Annotated in this window: 20 protein-coding genes; 7 read left to right on the forward strand and 13 right to left on the reverse strand. The window is 67.3% G+C overall.

The features are described from left to right. The first annotated feature begins 138 nt into the window (after positions 1-138). Genes purC through MTBSS4_RS13680 form a run of 3 tightly spaced genes read left to right on the forward strand, consistent with a single transcriptional unit; the run spans position 139 to position 1,705 of the window. Positions 139-903 carry a phosphoribosylaminoimidazolesuccinocarboxamide synthase gene (gene purC / locus MTBSS4_RS13670; protein ID WP_173983971.1) on the forward strand — a complete coding sequence of 255 codons (765 nt, stop codon included), beginning with the start codon at positions 139-141 and terminating at the stop codon, positions 901-903. A 60-nt stretch (positions 904-963) separates the two neighbouring features. Further along, positions 964-1,206 (forward strand): phosphoribosylformylglycinamidine synthase subunit PurS, encoded by a 243-nt coding sequence (gene purS / locus MTBSS4_RS13675; RefSeq protein WP_173983972.1) that lies wholly within the window; start codon positions 964-966, stop codon positions 1,204-1,206. Between the two features lie 7 nt (positions 1,207-1,213). Then, positions 1,214-1,705 (forward strand): hypothetical protein, encoded by a 492-nt coding sequence (locus MTBSS4_RS13680; protein WP_173983973.1) that lies wholly within the window; start codon positions 1,214-1,216, stop codon positions 1,703-1,705. On the opposite strand, the gene pyk is transcribed toward MTBSS4_RS13680, so the two are convergent. The 3 genes from pyk to MTBSS4_RS13695 all read right to left on the reverse strand — a co-directional run bounded on the left by pyk (position 1,706) and on the right by MTBSS4_RS13695 (position 4,455). After that, complete coding sequence (gene pyk / locus MTBSS4_RS13685; RefSeq protein WP_173983974.1) at positions 1,706-3,181, reverse strand: pyruvate kinase; 1,476 nt, start codon at positions 3,179-3,181, stop codon at positions 1,706-1,708. Positions 3,182-3,239: 58 nt separating this feature from the next. Next, complete coding sequence (locus MTBSS4_RS13690; protein WP_173983975.1) at positions 3,240-3,968, reverse strand: FadR/GntR family transcriptional regulator; 729 nt, start codon at positions 3,966-3,968, stop codon at positions 3,240-3,242. Between the two features lie 76 nt (positions 3,969-4,044). Then, positions 4,045-4,455: a PaaI family thioesterase gene (locus tag MTBSS4_RS13695; RefSeq protein ID WP_173983976.1), complete on the reverse strand. Its 411-nt coding sequence runs from the start codon at positions 4,453-4,455 to the stop codon at positions 4,045-4,047. Between the two features lie 72 nt (positions 4,456-4,527). On the opposite strand from MTBSS4_RS13695, the gene MTBSS4_RS13700 reads away from it, so the two are divergent. Further along, entirely contained in the window at positions 4,528-5,307 is a 780-nt protein-coding gene (locus tag MTBSS4_RS13700) for an enoyl-CoA hydratase (RefSeq protein WP_173983977.1), read from the forward strand. A 291-nt stretch (positions 5,308-5,598) separates the two neighbouring features. Here MTBSS4_RS13700 and MTBSS4_RS13705 read toward each other — a convergent pair whose 3' ends face one another. Beyond that, complete coding sequence (locus MTBSS4_RS13705) at positions 5,599-6,483, reverse strand: alpha/beta fold hydrolase (RefSeq protein ID WP_173983978.1); 885 nt, start codon at positions 6,481-6,483, stop codon at positions 5,599-5,601. A gap of 79 nt (positions 6,484-6,562) precedes the next feature. Between MTBSS4_RS13705 and MTBSS4_RS13710 the strand changes: the two genes are divergently transcribed. Next, positions 6,563-8,020: an NAD-dependent succinate-semialdehyde dehydrogenase gene (locus MTBSS4_RS13710; protein WP_173983979.1), complete on the forward strand. Its 1,458-nt coding sequence runs from the start codon at positions 6,563-6,565 to the stop codon at positions 8,018-8,020. Positions 8,021-8,049: 29 nt separating this feature from the next. On the opposite strand, the gene MTBSS4_RS13715 is transcribed toward MTBSS4_RS13710, so the two are convergent. Together MTBSS4_RS13715 and MTBSS4_RS13720 are read right to left on the reverse strand one after the other, a co-directional pair. Further along, positions 8,050-8,877 carry a universal stress protein gene (locus MTBSS4_RS13715; protein ID WP_173983980.1) on the reverse strand — a complete coding sequence of 276 codons (828 nt, stop codon included), beginning with the start codon at positions 8,875-8,877 and terminating at the stop codon, positions 8,050-8,052. A gap of 96 nt (positions 8,878-8,973) precedes the next feature. Continuing rightward, positions 8,974-10,320, reverse strand: coding sequence for a tetratricopeptide repeat protein (locus tag MTBSS4_RS13720; protein WP_254432548.1), 1,347 nt, complete (start codon positions 10,318-10,320; stop codon positions 8,974-8,976). Between the two features lie 124 nt (positions 10,321-10,444). Here MTBSS4_RS13720 and MTBSS4_RS13725 point away from each other — a divergent pair, with 124 nt between their 5' ends. Then, positions 10,445-11,983, forward strand: a complete 1,539-nt coding sequence (locus tag MTBSS4_RS13725; RefSeq protein WP_173983981.1) for a CYTH and CHAD domain-containing protein — start codon at positions 10,445-10,447, stop codon at positions 11,981-11,983. Positions 11,984-11,996: 13 nt separating this feature from the next. On the opposite strand, the gene MTBSS4_RS13730 is transcribed toward MTBSS4_RS13725, so the two are convergent. From MTBSS4_RS13730 to MTBSS4_RS13755, 6 genes are all read right to left on the reverse strand, one after another. Then, on the reverse strand, positions 11,997-13,748 hold the full coding sequence (locus tag MTBSS4_RS13730; RefSeq protein ID WP_173983982.1) for a glycosyltransferase: 1,752 nt from the start codon (positions 13,746-13,748) through the stop codon (positions 11,997-11,999). Between the two features lie 4 nt (positions 13,749-13,752). Beyond that, positions 13,753-16,227 carry an EAL domain-containing protein gene (locus MTBSS4_RS13735; protein WP_173983983.1) on the reverse strand — a complete coding sequence of 825 codons (2,475 nt, stop codon included), beginning with the start codon at positions 16,225-16,227 and terminating at the stop codon, positions 13,753-13,755. A gap of 10 nt (positions 16,228-16,237) precedes the next feature. After that, positions 16,238-16,684, reverse strand: coding sequence for a response regulator (locus MTBSS4_RS13740; protein ID WP_254432549.1), 447 nt, complete (start codon positions 16,682-16,684; stop codon positions 16,238-16,240). A 228-nt stretch (positions 16,685-16,912) separates the two neighbouring features. Continuing rightward, entirely contained in the window at positions 16,913-17,659 is a 747-nt protein-coding gene (locus MTBSS4_RS13745) for a cyclic nucleotide-binding domain-containing protein (protein ID WP_173983984.1), read from the reverse strand. A gap of 166 nt (positions 17,660-17,825) precedes the next feature. After that, positions 17,826-18,707, reverse strand: coding sequence for an ROK family protein (locus MTBSS4_RS13750; protein WP_173983985.1), 882 nt, complete (start codon positions 18,705-18,707; stop codon positions 17,826-17,828). A gap of 1 nt (position 18,708) precedes the next feature. Further along, positions 18,709-19,737, reverse strand: a complete 1,029-nt coding sequence (locus MTBSS4_RS13755) for a CorA family divalent cation transporter (RefSeq protein WP_173983986.1) — start codon at positions 19,735-19,737, stop codon at positions 18,709-18,711. Positions 19,738-20,125: 388 nt separating this feature from the next. Between MTBSS4_RS13755 and MTBSS4_RS13760 the strand changes: the two genes are divergently transcribed. Next, positions 20,126-21,388 (forward strand): site-specific integrase, encoded by a 1,263-nt coding sequence (locus MTBSS4_RS13760; protein ID WP_173983987.1) that lies wholly within the window; start codon positions 20,126-20,128, stop codon positions 21,386-21,388. A 93-nt stretch (positions 21,389-21,481) separates the two neighbouring features. Here MTBSS4_RS13760 and MTBSS4_RS13765 read toward each other — a convergent pair whose 3' ends face one another. After that, positions 21,482-22,012 carry a hypothetical protein gene (locus MTBSS4_RS13765; protein ID WP_173983988.1) on the reverse strand — a complete coding sequence of 177 codons (531 nt, stop codon included), beginning with the start codon at positions 22,010-22,012 and terminating at the stop codon, positions 21,482-21,484. Positions 22,013-22,090: the final 78 nt, after the last annotated feature.

The following is a 22,090-nucleotide window of genomic DNA, read 5'->3' on the forward strand; positions in this document are numbered from 1 at the left end:
TTGGGGGGCTTGTGCTGATTGTCTCCCCCCGGCATCCCTGCTATACCAAACCCGGACGGTTCGACATGGGCGTCGATCGACGCCGTCGGGCCGTTTCCGTGCGCATCAACGCGCGCCCATCATTCCCGGATGCTTTCCATGGCAAGACGCAGACAGATTTACGAAGGCAAGGCCAAGGTCCTGTTCGAAGGTCCCGAGCCCGGCACCCTGGTCCAGTATTTCAAGGATGACGCCACCGCCTTCAACAACAAGAAGCGGGGCACCATCACCGGCAAGGGGGTGCTGAACAACCGCATCTCCGAGTATCTGATGCTGCGCCTGGGCGAGATCGGCATTCCCACCCATTTCGTCCGCCGCCTCAACATGCGCGAGCAGTTGGTGCGCGAGGTCGAGATCATTCCGCTGGAAGTGGTGATCCGCAACGTCGCCGCCGGCTCGCTGTCGCAACGTTTCGGCCTGTCGGAAGGCACGCCGTTGCCGCGCTGCATCGTCGAATATTACTTCAAGTCCGACGCGCTGGGCGATCCCATGGTGTCGGAGGAGCACATCACCGCCTTCGGCTGGGCCACCACCCAGGACCTGGACGAGATGATGTCGCTCAGCTTACGCATCAACGATTTCCTGATCGGCCTGTTCCTGGGCGTCGGCATCCGGCTGGTGGATTTCAAGATCGAGTTCGGCCGCCTTTACAACGGCGACGACATGCAGATCGTTCTGGCCGACGAGATCAGCCCGGATTCCTGCCGTCTGTGGGACATGAAGACCGGCGACAAGATGGACAAGGACCGCTTCCGCCGCGATCTCGGCGGGGTCGAGGAAGCCTATCAGGAGGTCGCCCGCCGTCTCGGCATCCTGCCCGAGGGCGGCCCCCGCGACCTGAAGGGGCCGGCGACCATGCAGTAAAGGAGGGGCTCCGGCCTCTCCTCTTCCTTGTTTACGTCCATGATGAACGGAAAGAATCCCGTGAAAGCCAAAGTCCACATCACCCTCAAGACCGGCGTCCTCGATCCCCAGGGCAAGGCTGTGCAGCATGCGCTGGGATCGCTGGGATTCGGCGGCGTCAACGACGTGCGCCAGGGCAAGTATATCGAGCTGGATCTGGCCGAGACCGACCCGGCCAAGGCCAGGGTCGCCGTCGAGCAGATGTGCAAGGGCCTGCTGGCCAATACCGTGATCGAGAACTACGCCATCGATCTGGCGGAGTAGCCGGGGCATGCGGTTGGGGTTCCTGCCGTCGGCGGCCGGCTTCGCCATGGCGGTTCTGGTGGCTTTTTCCGCCGCCGCCGCCGAGACCGATGCCGAAACGGTCGCCGCCGACCCCATCGCCGAGGCGCTGAGCGACATGATCGAGGGGATCGGCCGTATTTTCAGTGCGCCGGACGAATCCTCCGCGCCCGTTTCGCCCACCGCTGCCGGACAGGACGGTGTCGCCCCCCCCGCATCCGGAGCGGCGGCGCTTCTGCCGGCCATTCTGGAGCCTCTGCCGCCCTCTCCGCCGGCCGAGCCGGAGATCGTGACCCTGACGGTCGACCCGCCGGCATCGCCGCCGCCCCAGCCGAAGATCGAACCGGCCACGATCGTTCCGGCGCGGGCGGTGCCCTCTCTGCTGGCCCCCGGTCCCGTCTCCACCGCCGCCTGCGCTCCCCGTCTTGCCGCCACCGCCACGCTGGAACAGGCCGCCAGGCTGTCGCCGGGCTGCCGCTGATCAGTCGGAATGGTGCGGCCGGTGCGGCCCGTGGTGGTGGGCGTTGGGGTCCTCGATCTCGGCCACCCGCAAGATATTGGTCGAGCCGGAAAAGCCGAACGGCACGCCGGCGGTGATGACGATGGAATCGCCGATGGCGGCGAAGCCCTCGGTCTCGGCGAAATGGGCGGCCTTCTGGACCATTTCGGTGAAGCTGCGGACATCCTTGGCCAGGACCGAATGCGCCCCCCACACCAGCGCCATCTGACGGGCCACCTCCACGTCGGAGGTGACGGACAGGATCGGCTGTTCCGGCCGTTCGCGCGCGGCCCGCAGGGTGGTCGATCCCGACGAGGTGAAGGTGACGATGGCGGCCGATCCCAGGGTATGGGCCACCTGACGGGCGGCGGCGCTGATGGCGTCGCGGGTTGTGTTCTCCGGCTCCATCCGCGACGCCTCGGCGATGACCAGATAATGTTCGTCCTGCTCCACCTGGGCGACGATGCGGTTCATCATGGTGACCGCGTCGACCGGGAATTCGCCGGTGGCGGTCTCGGCCGAGAGCATCACCGCGTCGGCGCCGTCATAGACGGCGGTGGCGACGTCCGAGGCCTCGGCGCGGGTGGGGGACGGCGAATGAACCATGGAATCCAGCATCTGGGTGGCGACCACCACCGGCTTTCCCGCCTGTCGGCACGCCCGGATGATGCGCTTTTGCAGGATGGGAACCGTTTCAGGCGGGCACTCGACGCCAAGGTCGCCGCGTGCCACCATCACCGCGTCGGACAGTTCGATGATGTCGTGAAGCTGGTCGATGGCCGACGGCTTTTCCAGCTTGGACAATATCCGGACCCGCGATCCCACATGGCCGGAGATCAGCCGCCGGGCCTCGGCCACATCCGAGGGGCGCTGGACGAAGGACAGGGCGATCCAGTCGGCGCCCATCTCCACGGCGAATTCCAGGTCGGCCAAGTCCTTCTCGGTCAGCGGCGAGATGGGCAGCATGACGTTGGGGACGTTGACGCCCTTGTGATTGGACACCTCGCCGCCGACCAGCACCCTGGTGTCGGCGAAATCGGGGCCGTGGCGTTCGACCCGCAGCCGGATCTTGCCGTCGTCGATCAGCAATTCGCTGCCCTTGGTCATGGCGGCGAAGACCTCGGGATGGAGCAGCGGCGCCCGCAGGTGATCGCCCAGAGTCTGATCCATGTCGAGGCGGAAGGAGGCCCCGGCCTCGATGCGGACCTTGCCGTCCCGGAAGTCGCCGACCCGCAGCTTGGGGCCCTGCATGTCGGCCAGGATGGCGATGGGGCGGTGAACCGCCCGTTCCAGATCGCGGATGGCGTCGAGGCGGGCCTTGTGGTCGGCGTGGCTGCCGTGGCTGAAGTTCAGCCGGAAGACGTCGGCGCCGGCGCGAAACAGCTTCTCGATCGCCTCGGGGGTCGACGTGGCCGGTCCCAGGGTGGCGATGATCTTGGCTTTTCTTGTTCTTCTCATGGGAGTCCTCGTGGTCAATGCCGGCGCACCATACCGCCGGGAGAACGCCGTGGCTACGTTATGGTTTTTTGACGGCCTTCTCGCGGGCATAGCGGTCCAGCACCCAGCCGAGATGAAGGCGCATGGCGGCCTGGGCCGCCTCGGGGTCGCGGGCCTTGATGCCGTTGAACACGGCGCGGTGCTGTTCCAGGATCATGACGTCGTCTTCGCGGGTGGGAAACAGCTCGTAGCGGTGATACTCCACCATCTCGCGCAGCACGCCCCGGATCACCGCGACGATGTGCTGGTAGATGCCGCTTTGCGAGGCGCGGGCGACGGCCAGGTGAAAGCGGACGTCGTTCTCGCTCTTGTGCTGGCCGGCGGAGATGTCGGCCTCGGTGGCGGCCATGATTCCGGTCAGTTCGTCCAGGTCGGCCTGGGTGCGGCGAAGCGCGGCGCGCCCCACCGCCCAGACTTCGAGGATGGCGCGGATCTCGGCCAGGTCGGTCAGGTTTCCGGCATCGACCCGCACCAGGTCCAGCATGCCGGGGTCCATGGCCTGGGCCGAGGCGATCACCCGGGTGCCGCCGCCCTGGACGGCGTCCAGCAGGCCCCGCGCCTTCAGGCCTTGCAGGGCGGCCCGGACCGAGACCCGGCTGACCCCCAGGTCCTCGGCCAGCTGCCGCTCTCCGGGCAGGCGGTGCCCCGGCCCCCACTCGCCCGAGGCGATGCGGGCCAGGATGCAGTCGGCCACCCGTTCCGAGACCAGGGTGCCGATTCTGGTTGCTGGCTTGGACGACTCGTTCATGGCGCTGGCGCCGTCACAGTTTAATACATTCGGATGGTGCGCCCGCCGCCGGTCCCAGTCAAGCCGTCGGGATGGGTCACGGAATGGCGTAGGTCGCCGTCACATGGGCCACCAGATCGTCGCTGCCGGCGGCGATCAGTTCGACCGCCCCCATGGCGAGACGGCGGCCCAGCTTGAGCAGGCTGGCCTCGGCGATCACGTCGCAGCGTTCGGCCTTGCGCAGGAAGCTGATGTTGAGGTTGCTGGTCACCGCCATTTCCACCAGCCCGATCTCGGACAGCACGGCGGCGTAAAGCGCCACGTCGGCCAGGGTCATCAGCGCCGGGCCGCAGACCACGTCCACCGGCCGGGTCAGGTGGGGGCCGAACGGCATGACCAGCCGGGCGGTGCCCTTGCCCATCGAGAGCGCGCGGATGCCGAGCGCCACTCCCATGGGCAGTTTCTCGGCCAGCAAGTCGTTGAAGACGTCGGCGGTTATGGCGGACATGAGGTCTCCGGGGTATAAAGTGGTCGGACCAGTTTGGCCGCTCCCGCCGGCCGCATCAAGGAGCCTTTGGTCATGTCCGAATCCATCCTGCTGCGCGATGTCGAGGGGGGCGTCGCCACCATCACCCTCAACCGTCCCGCCGCCCGCAACGCCCTGTCCATCGCCCTGATGACCGAGATGGAAAGCGCCCTGGCGGCCCTTGCCGCCGACCGTTCGGTCAAGGCGGTGGTGCTGGCGGCCAACGGTCCGGCCTTCTGCGCCGGCCATGATCTCAAGGAAATGCAGGAACTGGAGGGGCGCGATGCGGTGGCGGCGGTGTTCGCCCAATGCGCCCGGGTGATGACGGCCATCGTGCGGCTGCCCCAACCGGTGATCGCCCGCGTCCACGCCATGGCCACCGCCGCCGGCTGCCAGCTGGTGGCCAGCTGCGATCTGGCCTATGCCGCCGATACCGCCCGGTTCGCCACTCCCGGCGTCAATATCGGCCTGTTCTGCTCGACCCCCATGGTGGCGCTGTCCAGGGTGGTCGGGCGCAAGCAGGCGATGGAGATGCTGCTGTCGGGCCAGCCGGTCGATGCCGCCACCGCCCAGGCGTGGGGCCTGATCAACCGCGCCGTGGCGCCGGAGCGGCTGGACGCCGAGGTGGCCGGCATGGCGGGTCTGATCGCCGCCAAGTCGCCCCATACCGTCAGGCTGGGCAAGGAGGCGTTCTACCGTCAGGCCGAGATGGGGCTGGACGAGGCCTATGCCTACGCGGCCGGGGTGATGACCGCCAACCTGCTGGCCAGGGACGCGCGGGAAGGCATCGACGCCTTCCTGACCAAGCGCCATCCGCGCTGGGAGGGATGCTAGAGCGTCGAGCCCCATATCTGAAACGGCCCTGTTTCTCATGGGGCGAGACAGACCGCGAGGCGCGCTTCGCGGCGCGATGCGGCGCATCGGGCAAGAAGCGGAACGCAGCGGATGCCCGCCCCATGGAAACCCGCCGTCGGCTTCGCCGACACTTCGGTAAAATGCATGCGGAGCATGCGTGGGACGGGCGGATTTGCCCCATTACCTTCGGCAACGGGCTTGACCGTAGCGCAGGCTACGCTCGGCGCCCCTTGCCTCGATTCTGAGCCAAATCCACTCCGTCAGGGTGCTTCAGATATGGGGCTCGCCGCTCGAGCCGCGCTCGGCCAGGAAGTTCTCGACCACCTGGATCTGGTCGGGCACGTTCAGCATCGGGGCGTGGCCGCAGCCGGGCAGGGTCACCAGGCTGGCGCCGGGGCCGCGCCGGGTCATTTCCTCGGCGACTTCGGGCAGCAGAACGTCGGAATCCTCGCCCCGCAGGACCAGGGTGGGGCAGTCGACGCCGTCCCAGACCGGCCAGCAATGCAGGCCGTCCGGCTGGTCGGCGAACACCCGCATGATCTCGGGATCGTAGTGAACCGTGATGCTGCCGTCGTCGCGCCGGCGTGCCGAGGTCTCGGCCATCGCTCGCCATTCCCGATCGCCGAGCGGTCCGAACGGCAGATAGATCCGGCGCAGGAAAGCCTCGAACTCCCGCATGTTGGCGAAGCTGGGCCGGGCGGTGACATAGGCGCGGATGCGGGTGATCGCCGCCGGGTTGGGGCGGGGGCCGATATCGTTGACCACCAGGCGCTCGATCCGGCGCTTCAGCGGGCCGGCCGCCAGGCTCATGCCCAGCAATCCACCCATGGAGGTTCCGACCCACTTGCAGCGCTCGATCCCCAGGACGGTCAGCAGGGCGACGGCGTGGTCGGCATAGGCCTCCAGGGTGTAGTCGCGGTCGGGATTGGCCGACCATCCCGACAGGCCGCGCCCCAGCGTGTCGGGGCAGATCACCCGATAGCGTCGGGCGAAGTGCCGGGCCGCCACGTCGAAATCGCGGCCGGTGCGGGCCAGCCCATGCCACATCACCAGGGCGGGCGCGTTCCGTTCGCCCCATTCGCTGACGTGCATCTCGTGACCGCAGATGTCGAGATAGAGCGAACGTCGGCCCAAACACGTCAACTCGGCGGTCATGGCGGCCCCTTTGATTTATGGCTCCGTCAGCGGTACCCTGAGGTCCCGACGGTTTCTCCCCCAGCCCTGGATGTTGCCCATGATCGCCCTTGCCGACAAGTCATTGTTCCGCAACAAAGCATACATTGACGGGATGTGGCTGGATGCCGACGACGGGGCCGTGTTTCCGGTCGCCAATCCGGCCGACGGAACGGTTCTGGGGCACGTTCCCGCCATGGGGGCGGCGGAAACCCGCCGGGCCATCGCCGCCGCCCATGCCGCCGGGCCGGACTGGCGGGGGCGGACGGCCAAGGAACGTTCGCAAATCCTGCGCCGCTGGTTCGATCTGGTGATGGCGGCGCAATCCGATCTCGCCGTGCTGATGACCGCCGAGCAGGGCAAGCCCCTGGCCGAGGCCAGGGGCGAGGTCGCCTATGGCGCCTCGTTCATCGAGTGGTTCGCCGAGGAGGCCAAGCGGGTCTACGGCGACGTCATTCCCGAACATGCGGCGGGCAAGCGCATCGTCGTCACCAAGGAACCGGTCGGCGTGGTCGCCGCCATCACGCCGTGGAACTTTCCCATCGCCATGATCACCCGCAAATGCGCCCCCGCCCTGGCGGCCGGCTGCACCGTGGTGGTCAAGCCGGCCGAGGACACGCCGTTGTCGGCGCTGGCCCTGGCGGAGCTGGCCGGGCGTGCCGGCATGCCGGCCGGCGTGTTCAACGTCGTCACCGCCGGCGACCCCGCCATGGTCGGCGGCGAGCTTACCGCCAGCCCGCTGGTGCGCAAGCTGTCGTTCACCGGCTCCACCGAGATCGGCAAGCTGCTGATGCGTCAATGCGCCGGCACGGTCAAGAAGCTGAGCCTGGAACTGGGCGGCAACGCCCCGTTCATCGTGTTCGACGACGCCGATCTGGACGCGGCGGTGGCGGGCGCCATGGCGTCCAAGTACCGCAATACCGGCCAGACCTGCGTCTGCGCCAACCGCCTGCTGATCCAAGACGGAATCTACGATGAATTCGCCGCCCGGCTGTCCAGGGCGGTGGCCGGCCTGACCGTTGGGCCGGGCCTGCTGGGCGAGACCCAGCAGGGGCCGCTGATCAACGAGGACGCGGTGGTCAAGGTCGAGCGCCACATCGCCGACGCCCTGGCCAAGGGGGCGCGGCTGGTGACCGGCGGCCGGCGTCACGCCCTGGGCGGCACGTTCTTCGAGCCCACTATCCTGGCCGACGTCACTCCGGCCATGCTGCCGGCCCGGGAAGAGACCTTCGGTCCGGTGGCGCCGCTGTTCCGCTTCAAGACCGAGGACGAGGCCGTCGCCATGGCCAACGACACCGAATTCGGTTTGGCCGCCTATTTCTATTCCCGTGACGTCGGGCGGGTGTGGCGGGTGTCGCGTGCCCTGGAATATGGCATCGTCGGCATCAACGAGGGCATCATCTCCACCGAGGTGGCCCCGTTCGGCGGCATGAAGGAATCCGGCCTGGGCCGCGAGGGCTCCAAGTACGGCATCGAGGACTTCCTGGAGATCAAGTATCTCTGCATGGGCGGGATTTGAGGGGGGGGGGGGGGAGCGTTCAGGTCCCCTCAATGACTGAGCATCACCGGCACGGTCATGTGTTCCAGCAGATGGCGGGTGGCGCCGCCCAGCACCATCTCGCGCAGGCGGGAGCGGCCGTAGCCGCCCATGACGATCAGGTCGCAGTCCTCGTCGGCGGCGCGGTTGAGCAGCATCTCGCCCACGTCGAGGTCGTCGGTGCGAATCTGCTCGCACACCGCGTTGACGCCATGGCGCGACAGGTGCAGGCAGATGTCGGCGCCGGGGACGTCACCGTGGCCGTCCTGACCATGGCCGGGATTGACGGCGATGACATGGACGACGGCGGCCCTCGCCAGGACCGGCATGGAATCGTGAACCGCCCGGGTGGCCTCGCGGCTGCCGTTCCAGGCCAGCAGAACCCGCCGCCCGATGGCCGAGAAACGGCCGGAATGGGGAATCACCAGCAGCGGCCGTCCCACCGCCAGCACCAGATTGTCGGCCAGCGGGCGACCGCCGGGGGCGTCGGGTTCGGTCTGGCCGATCACCGCCACGTCGCAATAGCGGGCATGCAGCGCCACTTCGTCGACCGGGTCGCCGATGACGTCGCGCCATTCCACGGCCAAGCCGTCGGGAACCGGACGAGATTCGACCATGGCCCGGGTCCGGCCCGCCGCCTCGGCGTCGTTGCGCGCCATGGCCGCTTCCAACTCGTTGCCGAACGGCGCGCCGATGGCGGCGGTGCGCGGCCCCTGGGGCCGGACGTTGAGAGCCACCAGATGGGCCTGATGCTCGGCCGCCAGGGCGATGGCGACGTCAAGCCGGATCGCGGCGCGCGCCGAATCGTCCACATGAACCAGGATATCCTTGAAGGTCATGGCATCCCCCTCGACCACATCCGCACCATCTCCACCGCCCATATTATGACCATGCGGCGACAACCGCCAGTCCATCCCCGGCAGGGCTGATTTGCATCAAAAGCTTGCCGTTTCGCAGGACTGGCGATGGAGCTTGAGAATCTTGCACAGCTTGACCGCCTCGTCCCGGCTCTTGAGCGGGCCGGCGACGATGCGCCAGCGCACGCCCTTCTCGCCCAGATTCTGCTGGTACATGGCGGCGTTGAAGCTTCCCAGTTCCTCGGGGAACTTGGCCTTGATCTTGTCCCAGGTCTGCCGGGCGGCCTCCTCGGTCCTGGCGGTGCCGAGCTGCACTCCCGGCGCGCCGCCGGGCTTGGCGCCGCCGGCATTGGCGGGCGGCGGCGCACCCTGGCGCAGACCGGTGGCGGTGCCGCTGACCGGCACCTTGGCGAGCTGGGAATCCAGCTGGCGCTCGATGGCGGCGCGTTCCTTTCCGGCCTCCTCGCCCGAGACCAGTCCGGCGGCCCGCAGCCGCTCGACCCGGCCGACGGCGGTGGCGGCCTCCATGACGTCCCTGGGCGGCAGCGCCGGCAGTTCCATCCGGCGCGGCTCGGCCTGAAGCAGCGCGTCGAGAATGGCCGAGCGCTCGGCGGCATGCTCGGTCGGCGAGATGGCGCGGGTCTCCAGCGCCTTGGCCAGATCCTTCAGCCGGTCCACCACCTGCGCGTCAGTGGGGCCGGGCCGTTCCAGCCCCTGGGCCGGCGGCGTCGCCGCCGAATAGGGGGTCAGGGCGCCGAGATTGGTGCCGCGCCGGCGGGAATATTCATCCTGGGTGACCAGCCCCTCGTCCAGCAGCCGCTTCAGGATGCGGAAACGGCTGGCCACGTTGGCCTCAGCCTGGACTCCGCCGGCCGCCGCGGCGCCGTCCAGCGGCTGGGCCGACACCGCGCCGCGGCCGATTCCGGCCGGCATCACCGGCTCGCCCGACGGCAACACCGTCTCGGGCGTCCGGCCGGCCTGCGAGGCGGTGCGCGGCACATGGCGGCCGGTCAGCTTGTCGATCACCCGGATATTGGCCTGGGCCACGTCCATCAGGGTCTTGACCTGGGGCGCGCCCTCGGCCAGCACGGTGATGGTGACCTGGGGCCGGTTGACCAGGATGACCTCGTAATACTGGCGGGCGAGGTCGTAGCGGCCGGTGGCCTGATAGACCATGCCGGAGACGTAAAGGGCGTAGGGGTCCTTGGGGTTCTTGCGCAGCGCCGCGATGGCGTGGCGCTCGGCGTTGGGGTAGTCGCCGCGGGCAAGGAAATTCATGGCCTTGTCGGGGCTGTCGTCGCCGAAGATCAGCGCGCCGTCCAGGGCGTCGCGCAATCCCCGCGGGTCATTGATGGCGCCGCATCCGGCAAGGGTCCCGGCCGTCATGGCGGCCAAGACGATCCGGCTGATTGGTCCCATGGTCATCGTCCTCGTCCCCCACGGCAGACAGGCGGGCACGCCTGTTCGCATCATGCGTCGGAGAAAGTTCATACTTTGCTAACTTTGCCAAGATTGGCGTCCGGTTGCTTCCCTGGTATGGTTGCCGCCCATGACCGGTCAAGAGATCGAACTGAAGCTGGGCCTGACCCCCGAGGACGCGGATGAACTGCGGGGGCACTCCTGTCTCGCCTCCCTCGCCAAGGCTCCGCCGGCGACCCGCTCCCTGGTCTCGACCTATTTCGACACTCCCGATTTCGCCCTGGCCGCCGCTGGCCTGTCGTTGCGGATTCGCCAGACCGGCGGTGGACTGGTCCAGACCGTCAAGACCGCCGGAACCGGAACTTCCGGCCTGTTTCGCCGCGGCGAGTGGGAGGCTCCGGTGGACAGCCTGGAACCCGACGCCGCCCATCTGCTTGAAACCGCCCAGCCGCTTCTCGCCGACGCTGCGGTCGTGGCGGCGCTGAGGCCGGTGTTCACCACCCGGTTCGAACGGACGCTGTTCCGCCTGGCCGAGGACGGCGTCTGGGAGGTCGAGGCCGCCCTCGATTCCGGCGAGGTCACCGCCGGCCCCCATTCGGCGCCGATCTCGGAACTGGAACTGGAACTGGTCTCGGGGCGGTCGGAGCACCTGTTCCTGCTGGCGCGGCGGGTGACGGCCGCCGTCGCCGCCCGGCCGCTGGCCCTGACCAAGTCCGATCGCGGCTACCGGCTGGCGGCGGGGGAGACGGACCGGCCGGTCAAGGGCCGGCCGCCCCGTCTGTCGCCCGACATGACCGTCGCCGGGGCGTTCCAGGCCATCGCCCGTTCCTGCCTCGACCATCTGCTGGTCAACGAGCGTTGCCTGCTGGCCACCCGCGACGGCGAGGCCATTCATCAGATGCGGGTGGCGCTGAGGCGTCTGCGTTCCGCCCTCAAGATATTTCGTCCGGTGGTGGTCCGGGACGCGCGGCTGCCGGAATTGCGGCGGGAGGTGGGCTGGCTGCTGGAGAGCCTCGGTCCCGCCCGCGATGCCGAGGTCTTCGTCGCCGAAATCCTCGACCCGGTGGCCAAGGCTCATCCCGATCATGACGGACTGGCGGCGCTGCGCGCCTATTGGCTGGCCGATCATGGCGTCCGCACCGCCGCCGCGCTGGAGGCGGTGGCAAGCCGCCGTTTCGCCCGGCTTGTCCTGGAACTGGGCGAGTGGGTGGAGGCCGGCCCCTGGCTGGGAACGCCCGACTTCCCCGGATCGCGCCGCCTGGCCGCCCCGATCCTGCCCTTCGCCACCGCCCGCATGGGCAAGGCGGCACGCAAGCTGCTGGCCGCCGCCGACGATCACCTCGGCCGCCTGACCCACGAGGAACTGCACGAGGTTCGCATCCTGGGCAAGCAGGTCCGCTATGCCGGCGAGTTCTTCGCCGCCTTGGTGCCGCGCAAGCAGATGAAGGTCTATCTGGCCGAGTTGGCCGAGCTTCAGGGAGTCCTGGGGCAGTTGAACGACATCGCGGTGGCGGCGCCGAAGCTGACCGGCCGGCACATGGCGGGCGGGCGGGCCAAGGCCGCCGGCCTGGTGGCCGGCTGGCACCAGTCGCGCCGCTCGGCCCTGCTGAAGGAGGCCGAGAAGGCCTGGAAGCGTTGGCGCGCCCTGTCGCTGCCCTGGGATGGCTGACGCCGGGTTCCGCTCAATGATCCAGGGCGGCCAGGGTTTCCGATGCCAGTGTTTCCAGTGAATGCCGCCGCCGCATGTGGTCGGCGGCCCGGCGTCCGAGACGGCGGCGAAGGACGTCGTCGGTCAAGAGGCGCAGGGCGTTCCGTTCCAGCCCGTCCACATCGTCCGGGTCGGTGGCCAGGGCCAGCAGGTCCGGAGCCAGGATTTCCCCGGTGCCGCCGGCAAGGGTGCTGATCACCGGCAATCCCCCGCCCTGGGCCTCCAGGATGACGTTGGGGGTTCCCTCGACCTCGGCCACATGCAGCAGCAGGTCGGCCATGCCGATCAGGGCCGGGACATCGGGCGACGATGGCGCCAGCCGCAGGATTCCGGTCAGGCCCAGCGCCTCGATCCGCTCGGCGACCTGGGTTTCCAGCATGCCGTCGCCGCAGATGACGCCCAGCAGGTCCGGGATGACCCGCCGAAGCCGGGCGAAGACCTCGACGAAGATCAGCGGCCGCTTTTCGGGGGCGAGGCGGAAGATGCCCAGAACGACCTTTCCCCCGGCCGGCAATCCCATTTGTCTCCGGCAGGCCGGGGCGGCGTTCCGGCCGTGGGGGGGCGGGACCTCCAGCAGGCCGTTGGCGATGACGGGAATGTCGGTCGGCGCCGTCTCCAGCCACTCGGCATAGGATGACGCCCCATGGCGGGAATTGGCGGCCAGGACGATTCCCGGCAACCCGAGGACCAGACGGTAGAGACGGCGGAAATGGTTGTCCTGCCCCTTGTAGAAATGCGGAAGCCGGGTGGGGTTGACGTTGCGGCCGGACATCAGGACCGACGGCACCCCCGCCAGGATCGCCGCCACGGCGCCAATCACGTTGGGCCGGTCCAGGTGGCAGGCCACGATATCGGGCCGCTCGGCGTCGAGCAGGCCGTGCATGGCGATGACCGGCGGCAGCAGGAAGCCGGGGATGTGCCACAGAATTTCGGTGATCTCCGCTCCCTTGGCGGCAACCAGGGCCGGCCCCAGGTCGTCGGCGTCGGGCAGGGCCGGCGGAACGACGACGTGGCGCACGCCGGCGTCGAGAACCGATCGCAGGTAATGCTCGGCCCCCGCCGCCTCCGGCCGCATCGTCGCCAGGACCACGTTCCACCCCCGGCGGCGCAATCCGATGGCAAGGTTGCAGATCTGGCGTTCGGCCCCGCCCGGCTGCATCCGTTCGATCATCAGGACCGCCTTGCCGGCCGCGCCGGACGGCGGCATGCGGCGGGTGCGGCCGCGGAACCGGGCAAGGATGCGCCGGGCGCGGTCCCAATGGTCCTCGGCCGATGCCGCCCGCCACAGCGCCCAAGCGTGCTCGATCCGATTCGCGGGGGGGACGGGGGCGGTGACCAGATCCCCGAGGCTATGACCACCGGACGGCGGCGAATCGAGGCTGGCGCCGGCCTCGCCCAGGCAGACGGGGGTGAAGCTGTCCGGCGATCCGATGTCGTCGAGAAAGGCGGCGACGCGGTCGAGATGTTCGCCGAACTGGTCGTGGATCAGCACCGCGATCCGGTCCGGCGCCTCGTTCCTCAGCGCCGCCGGGGCACGAACCGGCAGGCCGTGGAAACGGGTTCCCCAAAGTTGCCGGTTGGCGTCGACCACATAATCCCGGGGTAACGGGCACTGCCACAGATTGGCGGCGGTGGCGTCCCTGGCCCCCCAGACCACCAGCCGGCGCCGTCCGGACAACACATCCTCGAACACCGCCGCCAGATTGGCCGAGGCGATCGGCGGCACGGTACTATCCCAGGACCGGCGGAACGCGGCCGGTCCGCAGGAATTCGGTCATCTCGGCCGCCGGCATGGGGTGGGCGAACAGGAAACCCTGGACCTGATCGTAGCCGAACGTTCCGACGCTGGCCAATTGGCCCTCGGTCTCGATGCCCGGTGCGATGACGTTCATGTGCAGTCCGCGCGCCACCGCGACGATGGCGGTGACGATCTCGGCGTCCTCGGCGGTCGCGGCGGCATTGCGCACGAAGTCCTGGTCGATCTTCAGCGAGGTGGCGGGCAACCGGCGCAGGAAGGCGAAGGACGAATAGCCCGATCCAAAATCGTCGATGGTGACGCCGACGCCAAGGGCCTTGAACCGGGCGAAGATGGCGCTGGGGTCCTGGTTCTTGTCGGTGACGCAGCTTTCCGGGACGTCGATTCCCAGGTTCTCGGGTGCCAGGCCGGCGGTTTCCAGCGCCGCCGCCACGGTTTCCACCAGATCGGGGGACCGCAACTGACGGCTGGACAGGTTGACGCAGATCCTAAGCCTGGGGTGGCCCATCTCGATCCATTGCCTGGCCTGACGGCAGGCCTCGTCCAGCACCATCCGGCCGATGGGCAGGATCAGCCCGGTTTCCTCGGCCAGCGGCAGGAACTGGTTGGGCATCACCATGCCGATTTCGGGATGGTTCCAGCGCACCAGACTCTCGATGGCGGTCACCTGGCCGGTGCGAGGATCGAACAGCGGCTGGTAGTAAAGGACGAATTCCCGGTGGTCGAGCGCGTTGCGCAGGGCGTTCTCCAGCGCCAGACGCTCGAAGGCCTGGGCGTTGATGGTCTCGGAGTGGAACCGGCAGGCGTTGCGGCCCTGGTGCTTGGCCCGGTACATGGCCGCGTCGGCCAGCTTGATCAGCGATTGCGGGTCGCCGGCGTCGGCGGGATACATGGCGGCGCCGATGGACGAGCTGATGCGCGCCTCGCGGCCCTGGAGGTCGAACGGCGTCGACAGCGACGACAGGATCTTGTGGGCGACCAGGGCGCCGTCATGGGGCTCGGTGATGTCTTCCAAGATGACGGTGAACTCGTCGCCGGCCAGCCGGGCGACGGTGTCGCCCTGGCGGACGCAGGCGGTCAGGCGCTCGGCGACCTGTTGCAGCAGCAGGTCGCCGGCCAGATGCCCCAGGGTGTCGTTGACCTGCTTGAAGAAGTCGAGATCGATGAACAGCAGCACCACGCTGGTCTGGCTGCGGTGGGCGCGGGTCAGGGCGCGGGACAGGCGCTCCTGGAACAAGGTCCGGTTGGGCAGTCTGGTCAGCGGGTCGTGGTTGGCCTGATAGCTGAGGCGTTCCTCGTCCTGCTTGCGCGACGTGATGTCCGAGAACACGGCCACGTAATTGGTGATCTCGTCGTTCGCATCGCGGACGGCGGCGATGTTCAGCCATTCAGCGAACATCTCGCCGGTCTTGCGGCGGTTCCACATCTCGCCCTGCCACTTGCCGGTGGCGGCGAGGCTCTCGCTCATGGAATCGTAGAAGTCGCTGGAGTGACGCCCCGACGACAGGATGCGCGGCGTTTTGCCCAGGACTTCGTCCGGCCGGTATCCGGTCAGTTCGGTGAAGGCGGGATTGACGTGGATGATGCGGTGGGCGGCGTCGGTGACGAACAGGCCCTCGCCGGTATTCTCGAACACGGTGGCGGCGAGGCGCATGTGGTCTTCCAGGCGCTTGCGCTCGGTGACGTCCTCGACCACCGCCACGGTATAGCGCACCTCTCCCGCCGGGGTGTCGCGCACGGCGGTGACGGTCAGCCGCGCCCAGACGGTCCGGCCGTCCCTGGCGATATAGCGCTTGGTGAGGTCGTAGGAATCGCGCTCGCCGGAAACCATCGCCTCGCGCAGGGCGGCGTGGCGGATCACATCCTCGGGATGGGTGATGTCGCGGTAGGACATGGCCTGCAATTCGGCATCGCCGTAGCCGACCATGGCGCAGAACGCCGGGTTGCAGTGGACATAGGTTCCGTCGGTGTTGGACAGGATGACGCCGGTTCCGGCGTTGTCGAACAGGGCACGGAACCGGGCCTCGCTGTTGCGCAGTTCGGCGTCGGCCTGGGACCGGCCGATGGCGTAGCGGATGGCGCGCCGCACCAGTTCGCCGTCGCCCTGTCCCTTGACCAGATAGTCCTGGGCCCCCTGGCGCAAGGCCTCCAGCGCCAGGGCCTCGTCGGCGGTGCCGGTCAGCACCACCACCGGCACCGACGAGGCGGCGCGCAGGCTGGACAGGGTCTCCATGCCGAAGGAATCGGGCAGCGACAGGTCCAGCAGCACCACGTCGATGGACTGGTCCCGCAAGATTTCCAGGCCGTCGGCCAGCCGGGTGGCCTTGGCGACCCTGAACGGATGGGCGGGATCTTCCTGGAGGTAGAGTTCCACCAGACGCGCGTCGCCCGGATTGTCCTCGACGACGAGGACCGACAGGGGGGCGCCGCCGGAGGATGGGCTGGTCATGTCCGGAAGGTCAGCGCGGCGGAAGGGTGACGACGGAGCACCAATACTCCTCGATGGACCGGACCACCGAAATGAAGCGGTCGAGGTCGACCGGCTTGGTGATGTAGCAATTGGCGTGCAGATCATAGCTGCGCAAGATGTCCTGCTCGGCCTGCGAGGTGGTCAGCACCACCACCGGGATGCGGCGCAGGTCCTCGTCGGCCTTCATCTCCGCCAGGACCTGGCGGCCGTCCTTGCGCGGCAGGTTGAGGTCGAGCAGAACCAGATGCGGCCGAGGCGACCCGGCGTATTGTCCGTCGCGGCGCAGATAGGCCATGGCCTCGACTCCGTCCACCACCACCTTGAGGCGGCTGGTCATGCGCCCTTCCTTCAACGCTTCCTGCGCCAGGCGGGCATCGCCCGGATTATCCTCGACCAGGAGGATTTCGAAGACCTCGGGTGTGTTGCGCAAAGTCAAGTCGTGCTCCCCTTCCGGCATCAGCCTGGACAAAGGGACTATACCGGCGGATGGGACGAATGAAAACCGGCTTGCTCGGATCGGTTCCGGAAAACGTGCGAAAGGCCGGACCATCGGGTGGGGTGATGATCCGGGAGGAGAGGCGTCATGCGCCTGGCGCCGTGCCGCAGCCAAGGCCGCGGGGCGTCGTCGTCGCCCGCGGCTTGGTTCCGGCCATGACGTGGTCGCTCAGATGATTTCCTCGCCTTCGTGGCAATAGGCCCGGAGGGCGGGGACGTCGGCGATGGCGACGGCGTTGCCGTCGACCACCACGCCGCGCTCCTTCAGGTGGGCGAAGGCGCGCGACAGGGTTTCCGGCCGGATGCCCACCCGGGCGGCGATCACGCTCTTGCTGTGGGGCAGGCGAACGATGGTTGACCCCTCGCGCTTGGCGGTCAGCCCCAGCAGGTAGAGGGCGAGGCGCTGCGCTGCCGATTTCAGCTTCAGGTCCTTGACCTCGCGCACCAGCATGCGGAAATGCTTGGACAGCGAGGTCAGCATGACGAAGGCGAGATCGGGACGTTCGCGCACGTCGCGGCGGAAACGTTCGCCCGGCAGGGCCAGGATGCGCGACGGCTGCAACGCGATCGCGCTCATCAGGAACGGCTTTTCGGTCAGGACGGCGGCGGCGATGAACATCTCGCCCGCCTTCAGGATTTCGACCATGGTCTCGCCACCATCGGTCACGGTGCCGGTCAGGCCGACCTGTCCGTCCAGAACCACCCGAAGGGCGTCCGGCCGGTCGCCCTGGTGAAAGATGACGTCGTTACGGGCATACTTGACCACGCTGGCGTCGACGGTGATCTCGGACAAGGCGCTGGGGGGCAGGTCGCCGAACAGCGGCAGCCGGGCGACGGCGGCCAGATCCTCCGGCCTCAGTCCATGAACCGGTCCGCTGGAGGCGTGGAGGCCGCGCTGATTGACGTTTGTATCCATCCTGGCGAGTTTCCCGCAAATTGCCATGTACTTATCGTACGGTGCATGTATCCGGCACTATAAAACATGACGCTGGTCAAATCGGAAGGATAATTATGATCGGGATGGTTATGGCTTTATGAAGTTAAATTGGAGGAATTCTTGTCGGCATTGTGCGGCTGCACAATCACCAGAGCCGGGCCGCCCCCCGGACGCCCGAGGAATCGCCGTGGCGGGGGGGACGCAACAAGGTGTCGACATGGTCCGAGAACACCCATTCTCCCCATAGCCGGGGGATCGCGGCGTACAGGCGGTCCATGCGCGACAGGCCGCCGCCCAGGACGATGACGTGGGGGTCGACGATGTTGATCACCGACGCCAGGGCGCGGGCCAGCCGGCGTTCGTAGCGGGCCAGGGCGGCCTGCGCGGCCGGGTCGGCGGCGGTGGCGATGGCTTCGGCGGAGAGGCCCCCGCCATGGTCGCGGGCAAGGCCGGGACCGGACAGGAAGGTCTCGACGCAGCCGTTCCGGCCGCAATAGCACCGGGGACCTGGGTGTTCGTCGCCTTCCGGCCATGGCAGGGGATTGTGTCCCCATTCGCCGGTGATGGCGTTCGGGCCGCCGACCAGCCGCCCATGGATGACGAGGCCGCCGCCGACGCCGGTGCCCAGGATCACCCCGAACACGGTGGCGAAGCCGGCGCCGGCGCCGTCGCTGGCCTCGGACAGGGCGAAGCAGTCGGCGTCGTTGGCCAGCCGCACCGGACGCCCCAGGGCCTGTTCCAGATCCCGGTCGAACGGCTTGCCGATCAGCCAGGTGGAATTGGCGTTCTTGACCAGGCCGGTCCTGGGGCTGATGGTGCCGGGAATGCCGATGCCGACGCTGCCGGTGGCCCCCAGCTCCGCTTCCAGCCCTTCCACCAGGTCGCGGATGGTCCGGACGGTGCCGTCATAGCTGCCGCGCCGGGTCGCGACCCGGCGTCGCGCCAGTTCGCGGCCATCCCCGGCCAGGGCGACGGCCTCGGTCTTGGTGCCGCCGAGATCGATGCCGATGCGAAGGCCGCCGCCCATGTCAGTGCCGCCGCCGCAGGCCGTAGCGCAGCAGGACGGCGGTGGCCGCCCCCACGGCGGAGATGATGGCGGTGGCGATCCAGGTGCCGTGGGAATGGTCGGCGCCGAGCGGCAGGGCGCCGGTGTTCATGCCGAAGAAGCCGGTGATGAAGGTCATGGGCAGCATCAGCACGGTGACGATGGACAGCACGAAGGTGTTGCGGTTGCCCTGTTCGGCGACCATGGCGGCTTGTTCCTCCTGCAAGATCGAGGAACGCTGGCGGATTTCGTCCAGATCCTCCAGATGGCGGACCAGCCGGTCGTTGACCTCGCCCAGATAGGTCTTGGACTCGGCCGACAGCCAGGCGGCGTCGTCGTGGCGCAGGCGAAACAGGGCATCGCGCTGGGGGGCCAGATAACGTCGGAACTGGACGACGCGGCGGCGGGTCTCGGCGATATGGGCCCGCATGGACGAACCGCCTTCGTTGGCGGCGATGCGGTCTTCCAGGCCGGAGATCTCGTCTTCCAGGTCCTCCACCAGGTCACCCAGATGATCGGTGACCTTTTCGGCGATGCGGGCCATCAGGGTGCCGGCGTCGCGCGGTCCCTTGCCGTTCATCATGGACAGGCGCAGATCGCGCAGCGCGTTGAGGCTGTGGTCCTTGTCGCGCAGCGAGATGCAGCGGCTGGCTTCCATCCAGATGTGGATGGGCACCAGTTCGGTGTCGATGCTGCTGTCCTCGTGGGGGTTGTGCTTGTTGACGCCGCGCAGCACCACCAGCAGGCTGTCGCCCACGTCCTGGACGCGAGGCCGGGATTCCTCGGCCAGCAGGGCCAGCGCCACCAGCGGATCGATGCCGGATTGCCCGCGCACCCAGGCCTGGGCGTGGGGGTCGTCGCGTTCCAGGTGGACCCACAGGAAACCGTCCTCCGGCTTCCAGGCCTCGACCTCGGTCCAGGTGAGGTCGAGATAGCGCCCGCTGGGCGTCACCAGCATGGCGAAGCGCAGCCCCTGTTCGAGACCGGCCCTCAATTCGCGGTCGATGGCCATGGTGGTCCCCGTGCCGATGTCCCGGAAGGGGATATTGGAGGACGAGAAGCCGCCTCTTGGCAAGCCCTAACCAGGGCTGCGGACCCGGGCCTGCACTGTTTGCGGCTTGGTTGATCCGGCGACGGTCATTGGGGGGGATGGTCGGGATCCCGGCGTTTCCGCCGAGATCCCGGTGGTGGAGCCGAGCGGGATCGAACCGCTGACCTCCTCATTGCGAATGTTAAGGTGTTTGGTTTTCCGGTGCTTCCGCAGGTTTGCTTGTCCTTGCCAGCTCGTTGTATTTGCCATATTTTCCGAGGTTCTGCAATGAGGCGGTGTTTCCGGAAATTGCCGGATTTTGCTTCCGCATGATTCCGCAGTGATTCCGCAGGGGGTGGGGAAAGTCGCCATGCCGAAACTGACCAAACGTCTTGTCGATGCCGCCAAACCGGACGGCCGGGACTACTTCCTGTGGGATGACGATCTGCCCGGTTTTGGGCTCCGCGTATTTGCGTCCGGTCGCAAGTCCTGGCTTATCCAATACCGTGTGGGCCGGGCTGTGCGTCGCTTCACGCTGGGGCCTCATGGTGCCTTTACCCCCGAAGAGGCTCGGACCCGAGCGGCCAAGATGCTCCAGTCCATCCGGGATGGTGCCGATCCGCAAGCGGAGAAGCAGGAAAGGCTGAAGGCGGAGACGCTTGCCGAGCTTGCCGAACTCTACCTAGGGCCGGATGGTCGTGCTGCCCGACCGAAGAAGAAGGAAAGCTCATGGACGCAGGATGAGTCCTGCATCAACCGGCATATCCTGCCGCTGCTGGGGCGGAAGATTGCCCGCCTGCTGACGAAAGAAGAGATTGAGCGGTTCCAGGCGGACGTTGCCGCTGGCAAGACTGCTCGGGACGAGAAAACGGGCTTCCGTGGCCGCGCTATCGTCAAGGGAGGCAAGGGGGTGGCTGCCCGCTCCCTGGGAACCCTGTCTGCAATGCTGGAATATGGCGTGACGCGGAAGGTGCTGACCACCAACCCGGCCAAGGGAGTGACCCTCTACAAGGGTGAGAAAAAAGAGCGCCCGCTTGCCCCATCCGAGGTTTCTACCTTGGCCTACGGCCTTGCCATCCTTGAAGACCTTGGCATGGTCTCCACCACCATGGGGGCGGCGATCAAGCTGCTGCTTCTGACCGGCGCGCGCAAAAACGAGATCACCAGCTTGAAATGGGACTATGTGAATCTGGAGCGTGGCGTCCTGGCTCTTCCCGATTCCAAGACCGGCGCCAAGACTATTCCATTGCCAGCCGCCGCTGCTCGTATCATCGCGGAGTTGCCTCGGACCTCGGAATGGGTTCTGCCCAGCAACCGGAGTGAAGGCCCGATTATTGGGCTGCAAAAGGCTTGGGAGACGGTTCGGGAGTGGTGTGGCATTGATGGCGTCCGCATCCATGATCTACGGCACTCCTTCGCCACCTTCGCAGTCTCTGACGGAGCCAGCCTCTATCTGGTCGGCAAGGCACTGGGACACGCCCAGAGCCGGACGACCGAGCGGTACGCCCATGCCGGGGCTGATCCGGTGAAGGCTGTTGCTGATCGCACAGCGGGGAAGCTGGCCGCTCTAATGGATGGATCGACAGGCGGAGCAGATGTCCTGCCGTTGCGAAAGGCCTGGGCAAGCGATTGATCATCGCATCATGACTTGCGTAAAAGGGAACTTGCAGGTCGATGCGCAGCATGAAGACTACCTCAGAATTTTCCAGATCAAAGGCGTGCTTGGTCACTCGGGAATCAGCATCCACTTGTCATGAATGTCGATCAAATGGCGGTCGGCTTCGGGGATGAGGGCGGTAAAATCCGGCGGCAGTTTGCTGATAGACACCACGACCTGCTGATTGAACCCCTTTGTTAGATAGGCCCGCTGGAGCAAGGCGCTGAAGCTTAGATCCTTCACGTTTTGCTGCTGCGGCTCATCGAAGAAAACGAAGCCCGCATGGTTGTTGGGGAACTTCCGTGCGATCTCCAACAGTCCTAACAGGTAGGCCCACACGAGGCGGATAAGATCGCTGGCAGACATATCGAAAGACAGGTCAAAATTGTCGTAGATAGGCAGGTAGCTATCCTGAGAAATGCCAAATTCAGCGGGGTCAAAGCTTTTTAGGCCATATTTTACCAATTGCCCGCAGACGCTATCTCTCAATGCAGTCAGCTTCTGACGGTCATTTTCGGAAATCGAGCCTGTCGGTAGTTTCTTTTCTCTGATGAGGACGTCTGCCCAACGAATCGCAATGCTGTCCATCTGATCAAGCATGACTGCGATTTCGTCAGAGTTACTGCTCAGTCGGGCAATCTCTGAGCGAAGCCACACGCGACGCTCTCACCATCCATC

Origin of the sequence: Magnetospirillum sp. SS-4 (assembly GCF_902729425.1) — a bacterium.
Classification (GTDB): Bacteria; Pseudomonadota; Alphaproteobacteria; order Rhodospirillales; family Magnetospirillaceae; genus Phaeospirillum.

Bases quoted from the DNA above. Each gene is read 5' to 3' on its own strand.
- purC (WP_173983971.1), top strand. From the start codon at position 139: ATGGCAAGACGCAGACAGATTTACGAAGGCAAGGCCAAGGTCCTGTTC.
- MTBSS4_RS13680 (WP_173983973.1), top strand. From the start codon at position 1,214: ATGCGGTTGGGGTTCCTGCCGTCGGCGGCCGGCTTCGCCATGGCGGTT.
- pyk (WP_173983974.1), bottom strand. From the start codon at position 3,181: ATGAGAAGAACAAGAAAAGCCAAGATCATCGCCACCCTGGGACCGGCC.
- MTBSS4_RS13690 (WP_173983975.1), bottom strand. From the start codon at position 3,968: ATGAACGAGTCGTCCAAGCCAGCAACCAGAATCGGCACCCTGGTCTCG.
- MTBSS4_RS13695 (WP_173983976.1), bottom strand. From the start codon at position 4,455: ATGTCCGCCATAACCGCCGACGTCTTCAACGACTTGCTGGCCGAGAAA.
- MTBSS4_RS13700 (WP_173983977.1), top strand. From the start codon at position 4,528: ATGTCCGAATCCATCCTGCTGCGCGATGTCGAGGGGGGCGTCGCCACC.
- MTBSS4_RS13705 (WP_173983978.1), bottom strand. From the start codon at position 6,483: ATGACCGCCGAGTTGACGTGTTTGGGCCGACGTTCGCTCTATCTCGAC.
- MTBSS4_RS13710 (WP_173983979.1), top strand. From the start codon at position 6,563: ATGATCGCCCTTGCCGACAAGTCATTGTTCCGCAACAAAGCATACATT.
- MTBSS4_RS13715 (WP_173983980.1), bottom strand. From the start codon at position 8,877: ATGACCTTCAAGGATATCCTGGTTCATGTGGACGATTCGGCGCGCGCC.
- MTBSS4_RS13720 (WP_254432548.1), bottom strand. From the start codon at position 10,320: ATGACCATGGGACCAATCAGCCGGATCGTCTTGGCCGCCATGACGGCC.
- MTBSS4_RS13725 (WP_173983981.1), top strand. From the start codon at position 10,445: ATGACCGGTCAAGAGATCGAACTGAAGCTGGGCCTGACCCCCGAGGAC.
- MTBSS4_RS13735 (WP_173983983.1), bottom strand. From the start codon at position 16,227: ATGACCAGCCCATCCTCCGGCGGCGCCCCCCTGTCGGTCCTCGTCGTC.
- MTBSS4_RS13745 (WP_173983984.1), bottom strand. From the start codon at position 17,659: ATGGATACAAACGTCAATCAGCGCGGCCTCCACGCCTCCAGCGGACCG.
- MTBSS4_RS13750 (WP_173983985.1), bottom strand. From the start codon at position 18,707: ATGGGCGGCGGCCTTCGCATCGGCATCGATCTCGGCGGCACCAAGACC.
- MTBSS4_RS13755 (WP_173983986.1), bottom strand. From the start codon at position 19,737: ATGGCCATCGACCGCGAATTGAGGGCCGGTCTCGAACAGGGGCTGCGC.
- MTBSS4_RS13760 (WP_173983987.1), top strand. From the start codon at position 20,126: ATGCCGAAACTGACCAAACGTCTTGTCGATGCCGCCAAACCGGACGGC.
- MTBSS4_RS13765 (WP_173983988.1), bottom strand. From the start codon at position 22,012: ATGCTTGATCAGATGGACAGCATTGCGATTCGTTGGGCAGACGTCCTC.